This window comes from Spirulina sp. CCY15215, assembly GCF_016888125.1.
Lineage (GTDB): Bacteria > Cyanobacteriota > Cyanobacteriia > Cyanobacteriales > Spirulinaceae > CCY15215.
In genome coordinates this window covers 22350-30170 of sequence record NZ_JACSWA010000348.1, presented here as the reverse complement: position 1 = coordinate 30170, position 7821 = coordinate 22350, and the positions used below count along the sequence as shown (strand labels likewise).

6 protein-coding genes are annotated in these 7821 nt (G+C 42.2%); 5 read left to right on the top strand and 1 reads right to left on the bottom strand.

Going from position 1 to position 7821, the window contains the following annotated elements:
* Positions 1-268 precede the first annotated feature (268 nt).
* Both JUI58_RS08390 and JUI58_RS08385 read left to right on the top strand, forming a co-directional pair.
* Positions 269-1696 carry an MFS transporter gene (locus JUI58_RS08390; protein WP_204103312.1) on the top strand — a complete coding sequence of 476 codons (1428 nt, stop codon included), beginning with the start codon at positions 269-271 and terminating at the stop codon, positions 1694-1696.
* A gap of 73 nt (positions 1697-1769) precedes the next feature.
* On the top strand, positions 1770-2921 hold the full coding sequence (locus tag JUI58_RS08385) for a glycosyltransferase family 4 protein (protein WP_204103311.1): 1152 nt from the start codon (positions 1770-1772) through the stop codon (positions 2919-2921).
* An 8-nt stretch (positions 2922-2929) separates the two neighbouring features.
* Here the strand turns inward: JUI58_RS08385 and JUI58_RS08380 are convergent, their stop codons facing one another.
* Entirely contained in the window at positions 2930-3910 is a 981-nt protein-coding gene (locus tag JUI58_RS08380; protein ID WP_204103310.1) for a sodium-dependent bicarbonate transport family permease, read from the bottom strand.
* A gap of 134 nt (positions 3911-4044) precedes the next feature.
* On the opposite strand from JUI58_RS08380, the gene JUI58_RS08375 reads away from it, so the two are divergent.
* Genes JUI58_RS08375 through JUI58_RS08365 form a run of 3 tightly spaced genes read left to right on the top strand, consistent with a single transcriptional unit; the run spans position 4045 to position 7812 of the window.
* Positions 4045-4356 (top strand): P-II family nitrogen regulator, encoded by a 312-nt coding sequence (locus JUI58_RS08375; RefSeq protein WP_204103309.1) that lies wholly within the window; start codon positions 4045-4047, stop codon positions 4354-4356.
* A 57-nt stretch (positions 4357-4413) separates the two neighbouring features.
* Positions 4414-5724 carry a peptidylprolyl isomerase gene (locus JUI58_RS08370; protein WP_204103308.1) on the top strand — a complete coding sequence of 437 codons (1311 nt, stop codon included), beginning with the start codon at positions 4414-4416 and terminating at the stop codon, positions 5722-5724.
* Between the two features lie 6 nt (positions 5725-5730).
* Complete coding sequence (locus JUI58_RS08365; protein WP_239121338.1) at positions 5731-7812, top strand: acylase; 2082 nt, start codon at positions 5731-5733, stop codon at positions 7810-7812.
* The last annotated feature ends 9 nt before the right edge of the window (positions 7813-7821 follow it).

The window sequence follows — 7821 nt, the reverse complement described above, 5'->3', positions numbered from 1 at the left end:
GCTCCTCAGACAAACGGAGAATACCCGTCACTCTCTCTACGTTATGGGAGAGTGAAGCCCCTCATCTATCCGAAGGATGATGAGCGGGTGTATTCACGAGTTCTGGAGAAGGCATAAAAAAGGGTTTGGAGGGTTTGGAGCATAAAAAAGGGTTTGGAGACCAAACCCCTGCAGTCCTATATGATGAGAAATAGAAGATTTTATTGGTTAAAAATTCTTCACCTTTTAAAATAATTAATTTAAGGAATGCCGATCGCAATTATAGGTAATGCAATTGTTTGAAGAACGAGAACACCAAAACACTCCCGACGATCGCCCCTCAACCATAGCGGGGACAAGCGATCGCCCCCATCCAGACCCGGAAACAAAAGGCGATCGCCCTCGCCGAGGAAGTGGTTTGCTTCCCGTTTTGAAGAATACGCGCTTTCTGATTTTGTGGCTCGGTCAAATTTTCTCGCAACTGGCTGATAAAGTTTATATCGTCCTCATGGTTGCTCTCCTCTCCACTCATTTTCATGTGGGGGAAGACCATATCGGCACTTGGGTTTCGGCGATTTCCATTGCGTTAACGATTCCTGCTATTTTATTTGGTTCCCTCGCTGGAGTTTATGTCGATCGCTGGTTCAAAAAAGATATTTTAGTCGCCAGTAACCTGTTACGAGGGGCATTTGTTTTCGCGATCCCCCCTTTACTTTGGCTTTCTAACGACTGGGGAAGCCTGTGGGGAGTCCCTTGGGGCTTTTGCTTGATTCTGATCGTGACTTTGTTTGTTTCTACCTTTACTCAGTTTTTTGCTCCTGCGGAACAAGTTACCATTCCTCTCATCGTTCAACGCGATCGCCTTCTCCCAGCGAATTCTATTTACGCGACGACGATGATGGCTTTATTAATTGTCGGTTTTGCGGTTGGGGAACCTCTCCTCGCCCTCAGCGATCGCCTGGTCAGTAGTGTTTTTCCGAGTTGGTCTTTTGGTCAAGAAATTTTGGTGGGAGGAGCCTACACGATCGCCGGTATAATTCTCCTCTTTCTCAAAACTGGCGAAACCAGAGATACCAGCGATCGCGAACATCCCCACCCTTTCCAAGATATCGGGGAAGGTCTCCTCTACCTGAAAGAAAATCACCGAGTTCGCAACGCTATCATTCAAATTACCAGCCTTTTTTGCATTTTCGCTGCCTTAACGATTTTAGCGGTTCCCCTCGCGGCGGAAATTCCCAGTATTAATGCTCAACAATTCGGCTTTTTGGTCGCTGCTGGAGGTGTTGGTTTGGGACTGGGGGCGGCAGTTTTGGGTCAGTGGGGACAGCATTTCCGCCGCATGAAACTCAGTTTTTGGGGCTTCATGGTTTTGGCGATCGCCCTCATAGGCTTATCTTTTAGCGATCGCTATCTCATCTCAGCATTACTGGCCATGGCCGCCTGTGGTGGCTGTGCGGCGACTATTTATGTTCCTATGCAAACCACCGTCCAAGCAGAAACCCCAGAAGAAATGCGCGGTAAGGTATTCGGATTGCAAAATAATGCCGTTAATATTGCCCTTTCCTTACCCCTAGCCCTAGCGGGTGTAGCTCAATCCTTATGGGGGTTGCGTCCGGTTTTCTGGGGTTTAGCGGCCTTTGCGATCGCAACCGGTTTTCTCAATTGGTATATTTCCCGCCCAAGCGTGCTAACATCAAGCCAAGTTAAGAAATCATAAGATTTCTGAAAATCTATTGCGGACTATCTGTTTCTCTTTATTACTGTTAAAAACATTGAACTCGAACGATTGAATGCACATCGCTTGGCTGGGAAAAAAATCACCATTTTGCGGCAATGTCACCTATGGTCGCGAAATCGTGAACGCATTGCTGAATCGCGGACATCGCGTTAGTTTCCTCCACTTTGCTCAAGAGGATTTTGTGGATAAAACTTGGCGATCGGATTGTTCAGAAGTTGTTTTGCCTTTCTTGTACAAGTCGCAGGTTTATACCATTCCTACCCTGCGATCGAGCCAAATTTTAATGCGATCGCTGAAGAAACTCAAACCAGATATCGTCCATGGATCTCTGACTCTCTCCACCCTCGATTTTCGCCTCCCGGAGATTTGCGAGGAACTTAATATTCCCCTGATTGCCACGTTTCACCCTCCCTTCGATAGCAAACTCCGCAATCTCAAATCCAGCACGCAATTTATCACCTATCAACTTTATGCGCCTTTTTTGGCGAACTACGATCGCACCATTATTTTCTCAAATCTACAAAAAGATTTACTCATGCGCTTGGGGGTTCCTGAAAAGAGACTCGCTGTGATTCCCAACGGGGTAGACGTGCAGAAGTATTCCCCCGGTATCTCCCATTTTAGAGCCAGAGTGAAGGCCGATCGCCTTTTTGTTTATATGGGTCGCATTGCGACGGAAAAGAATATTGAGGCAATGTTAAAGGCGTGGAAACTCTCCAATATGGGGCCGGGGTGCAAGTTGATTCTGGTGGGGGATGGACCCCTGCGATCGATGCTAGAACCGTCTTACGGCATTAAGGATGGCATTATTTGGCATGGGTTTGAAAGTAGTGAAGAAAAGCGCATCGAAATTCTCCGGGCTGCTGATGCGTTCATTTTACCTTCTCTGGTTGAAGGACTATCTCTGTCATTATTAGAGGCAATGGCCTGTGGGGTTGCCTGTATTGCTACAGATGCTGGTGCTGATGGGGAAGTTTTAGAACAAGGAGCAGGTGTTACTATCGAAACTCAAGGGGTGACAACACAATTAAAAACTTTGCTTCCTATTTTTCGCGATCAGCCAGAATTAACTCAACTTCTTGGTTATAAAGGCAGACAGCGCGTTTTAGAACGGTATACTCTCAGTCGTAATATCACCTGTGTAGAAAAACTGTATGGGGAAGTATTGCAATTGAAGCCCATGCAGTTGAGTCGCTGGGCTTAATTTCAGTTTCACCCCCAAACATGATTGATGATGCTCATATAGAGGGGAATCCCAATGATAATGTTAAAGGGGAAGGTGAGGGCTAAGGCCATGCCGATATACAAGCTGGGGTTGGCTTCTGGTACTGTCATTCGCATCGCAGCAGGTACGGCGATATAAGAAGCACTGGCACAGAGAATGGAGAAGAGTAAAGCATCCCCTTTTGATGTATTGAGAATGCTGGCGATCGCAATTCCCACTACAGCATTAAAGACGGGCATAAACACGGAAAAACCAATTAAAAATGAGCCACTTTTCCGCAAATCACCAATTCTTCTGGCTGCAACTAACCCCATATCTAATAAGAAAAAGGTTAACACGCCGTAAAACATTTCTCCTGTAAAGGGTTTTAAACGATCCCAACCCTGTTGACTGGTGACAAGTCCCACAAATAAACTACCCAATAGTAAGAAAACATAACCGTTTAAAAATGCTTCCCGCAGGACTTCTCCCCAAGAAAAAGTATTATCTCCTTTATTTTTATTGGCAAAAGTTCTCACTAGAATAATACCAATGATAATCGCTGGAGACTCCATTAATGCCAAAGCTGCAACCATGTGACCGCCGAAAGGAATGGGGGGAACTTGTTGCTCTAAAAAAGAACTGGCAGTCACAAAAGTAACAGCACTAATCGAACCGTAAGCCGCCGCGATCGCACTAGCATTATAGGCATCTAATTTGATTTTAAGAATAAAAAATGAATAAATTGGTACAATTGCTGCCATCAAGATTGCACTAATCAGAATCAGGGCAATTTCCAGGTTAATACCGCTTTCGTGAATCTCGTGTCCTCCCTTAAAACCAATAGCAAATAATAAATAAAGCGAGAAAAGTTTCGGTAAAGGCTGAGGAATTTCTAAATCGGATTTGAGAAACACTGCCGTCATACCGATGAAGAAAAACAGCACCGGTGGATTGAGAATATTAGAAAGAATGAGGCTAGTATTCAAAACTTAAGAAATTTAGATGAAAATGGATAAATTGCGGATTTTTATCTGTAGAATTTACCATAAAGTTTATCATAAGTATCAAAAAGTATTAAAACTTTACATTCTTAACTTGACATCTGGAGTAATTCAAGAATATGCACCTCGTAAAACGGTTAGAATTCATTGCTGACGAACAGGAAATGCACAAAATCTTGGCAGTATTGGACGAGATAGGAGTACCGGGTTATACAGTGATTCATAATGTTACCGGCAAAACTCCCAGAGCAACAGCTGCTGACGATCTGCCGATCGCAGGTTTAGGGAATGTGTATGTCATTTGTTGTTGCGATGAGTCATTCATTCAACCTATTCTTGAGAAAGTGCGCCCTCTTCTGAATAAATTTGGGGGGGTTTGCTATCTTTCCGATGCGATGGAAATTCGCTCGATCAATTGTGTTGCTTTATAATTATTATAGGCAGTATAAAGTTAGTAGTCAAGTAGATAAACATTGGAGGTTTGAGCCATGATTCGCGATTGGGGTTTGTGGGAATTAACCGATGAAGATTGGAATGAGTTTGTACCAGTGCGCGATCGCCAGAAAAAACTGGAGTATTCTGCAAAAACTCCCCAAGGGAAGGAATCATTAGCACCCATGACGGAAGGAAAAACTAGCGATCGCCTTTCTTTTGCATCAGAAGAGGAGGAACTCGAGTCTGGGAAAGTAACATCGAAAAAGCCTGCTGTAACAGCAGATGAATTTATGACAGTTGAGGTTGAGAAATCCCCAAAACCAGAAGATATCCCAGTATCTCCTCCCATTCAGCAAGAATTAGCTCAAAAGAAGTTAATTGAGAAAGAATTAGTTCAAAAAGAAGAGAACTTAGAACCCATACGAGTTACATCTCCCAAAGTCTCTCAAACCCCCAAAGTTAATCAGCGCGAAGTCCCAGAAATTCCCGTATCAACTCCCGCACAAATTCCTCAAGATACAGGTTTTGAGACAGTGGAAATGAAAGAAGAGATAAGTTCTCCCGATCCTGTTCCAGTTAGTTTAAAACAGCAACAGGAAACAACTGTAACATCTTCTCAGACCAATTCTAGCGATCGTTCACTTTCTCAAACAATTTTAACAGTTGAAGACTGGAATATAACGGTAGAAGAAATCGTACCTTTGCTGGAAAAATATCAATTATTGCCCAAATTAGTGCGGGAAATTATTATCGATCGCGCCCTCACTTCCATTGCTTGTTCCCCAGAAGAATTAACCCAAGCAATGGAGGGATTTTACCAACAACAGCAGCTTAATTCGCCACAAAAATTGCAAGCATGGTTGCAACAAAAACAAACAACAACAGAACAGGTACAAAATGCGATCGCGCGAAGCCTAAAATTAGAGAAGTTTAAAGAACAAACCTGGGGCGATCGTTTGGAATCCTATTTTCTGGAATCTAAACCCCAATTAGATAAGGTTATTTATTCCCTACTTCGTACCCAAGATGTAGGAGTGGCACAAGAACTTTATTTTCGCATTCTGGAAGGAGAAGCGGAGTTTAGCGATTTAGCCAAAGAGTATTCTCAAGGAATAGAAGCGAAAAATGGGGGCAGGATTGGACCTATTTCCTTGAGCAAGATTCATAATACTTTAAAAGAGATATTTCAACGCAGTCAACCGGGACAATTATGGAGTCCGCAATATATTGACAATTGGTTTGTTATCGTGCGTTTAGAACAGTTTGTTCCTGCAAAACTAGATGAAGAAAATCGCAGACAATTGCTTGACGAACGCTTTAACCAATGGTTACAGGAACAATATCAACACGTTAAATATGAATAAGATTTTATGCTCTTTCTCAAACGTCGTTTTTTCTTGATTCTGCTGTTAATTTGCAGCCTTACATTAACTTTATTTTTTGGGACTTCTTCAGTTATTAGTAAAAGTCCAACAGAAATTCTCTGGGATACATGGGGAGTTCCTCATATTTTTGCTCGAGATACAGAGGGAATGTTTAAGGCTTTTGGCTATGCTCAAATGCAGAGTCATGGAGATTTAATTTTACAACTTTATGGACAAGCACGAGGACAAGCAGCAGAATATTGGGGAGAAGAATATTTAGAGTCCGATCGCTATATTCGCAGAATGGGAATTCCCGATCGCGCCCAAGTTTGGTATGAGGAACAAAGTCCCGAAATCAAGCAGTATTTAGAGGCATTTACGACGGGAATTAATCTTTATGTCCTAGAACATCCAGAAGCAGTTCAAGATAAGTTTAAAGTCGTTTTACCCGTGACTGAGAGAGATATTTTAGCTCATCTTCAGCGCGTGATTCATTTTAATTTCTTGGTTAGCGATCGCGAAATTTCTACTTGGCAAGGATCGAATGCTTGGGCGATCGCACCCTCTCATTCAGAAAGTGGCAATGCGCTTTTACTGGCTAATCCTCATTTATTATGGCAGGATTTTTATCTACTTTATGAAGCACATTTGAATGCTCCAAATATGAATGCTTATGGTGCAACTTTAGTAGGAATGCCTGCTTTAGTGATTGCTTTTAATGATAATCTTGGCTGGTCTCTTACGGTTAATCCTATTCAAGGAAAAACGTTTTACGATCTAACTCTAGCAGATAATCAATATCGATTAGATGGGGTTATGCGTCCTTTTCAAATAGAACAACAAACGATTAAAATTAAACAAGATGATGGCAGTTTTAAAGAAGAAGAATTAAATATTTGGCGATCGCGTCATGGTGTTATTATTAAAAAAGAAGCAAAAAGCGCGATCGCATTGCGCGTTACAGGTTTAGAACATCCTCATTTAGTCGAACAGTTTTTAAGCATGGCGAAAGCGACAAATTTAGATGAATTTGAAACATCTATTTCTCAGTTACAATTACCCATGTTTAATATCCTCTACGCAGATAAAGCGGGACAAATTGCCTATATTTTTAACGGTTTAGTGCCAATACGAGAAAGAGGAACGTGGCAAGATTGGTCTAAACTTATTTCAGGAGATACAACGAACACATTATGGACACAATACCATCCTTATGAAGATTTACCGCGCTTAGTTAATCCTGAAACTGGCTGGTTGCAAAATACGAACGATCCTCCTTGGAGTAGTACCTTTCCTGAACAACTCGATCCGCAAGATTATCCGGCTTATATTGCCCCTCAAAGTTTGGCTGAGTCTCCCGATCTTTTTCGTACCCAACGTTCCCTTAAAATGCTTTTAGAGGAGGAGAAAATGAGTTTGGATGAAATGATAGAAGCCAAATTTTCCTCTCGCTTAGAGTTAAGCGATCGCCTCCTTGACGAATTGATTGTAGCCGCAAAGATTCGTAATACTCCCTTATCCTTAGAAGCTGCAAAAGTATTATCAAATTGGGATCGAGAAGCAACAGCAAATAGTAAAGGTGCAGCTTTATTTGGCTTATGGCGTTTCTCAATGAACTCAAAAAACTTATTTGCAACTCCTTGGAATGCAGCAGATGCTTTGAATACACCAAAGGGTTTAAAAGATGCAGAAAATGCGATCGATGTTTTAGAAAATGCCGCCGCGCAATTACAGTTATTATATGGTAAAATAGATCCAAACTGGGGAGATGCTGTGCGTTTGCGCTATGGCGACGAAGACTTACCCGCAAGTGGCGCACCGGGACAATTGGGCAGTTTTCAAGTATTAGGTATTGCTCCCGATGGAAGTGGAAAATTTCAAAGTTTAGGGGGAGATACTTACATTGCAGCCATTGAATTTTCCGAGCCAATTCGTGCTAAAGTCTTGAATGTTTGTGGCAACTCAACTCAGCCTAATTCCCCTCATATTACCGACCAATTGGAGAAATATACAAGAGGTCAATTACGTCCTGTTTGGCGCACTCTCCCGGAAATTAAGCAACATTTAGAATCTCGGAAAGTATTTTAGTATTTTTCA

What these genes read in the sequence shown, in the direction of transcription:
- JUI58_RS08370 (WP_204103308.1), top strand. Translation starts at nt 4,414, where the DNA reads ATGATTCGCGATTGGGGTTTGTGGGAATTAACCGATGAAGATTGGAAT.
- JUI58_RS08375 (WP_204103309.1), top strand. Translation starts at nt 4,045, where the DNA reads ATGCACCTCGTAAAACGGTTAGAATTCATTGCTGACGAACAGGAAATG.
- JUI58_RS08365 (WP_239121338.1), top strand. Translation starts at nt 5,731, where the DNA reads ATGCTCTTTCTCAAACGTCGTTTTTTCTTGATTCTGCTGTTAATTTGC.
- JUI58_RS08390 (WP_204103312.1), top strand. Translation starts at nt 269, where the DNA reads ATGCAATTGTTTGAAGAACGAGAACACCAAAACACTCCCGACGATCGC.
- JUI58_RS08385 (WP_204103311.1), top strand. Translation starts at nt 1,770, where the DNA reads ATGCACATCGCTTGGCTGGGAAAAAAATCACCATTTTGCGGCAATGTC.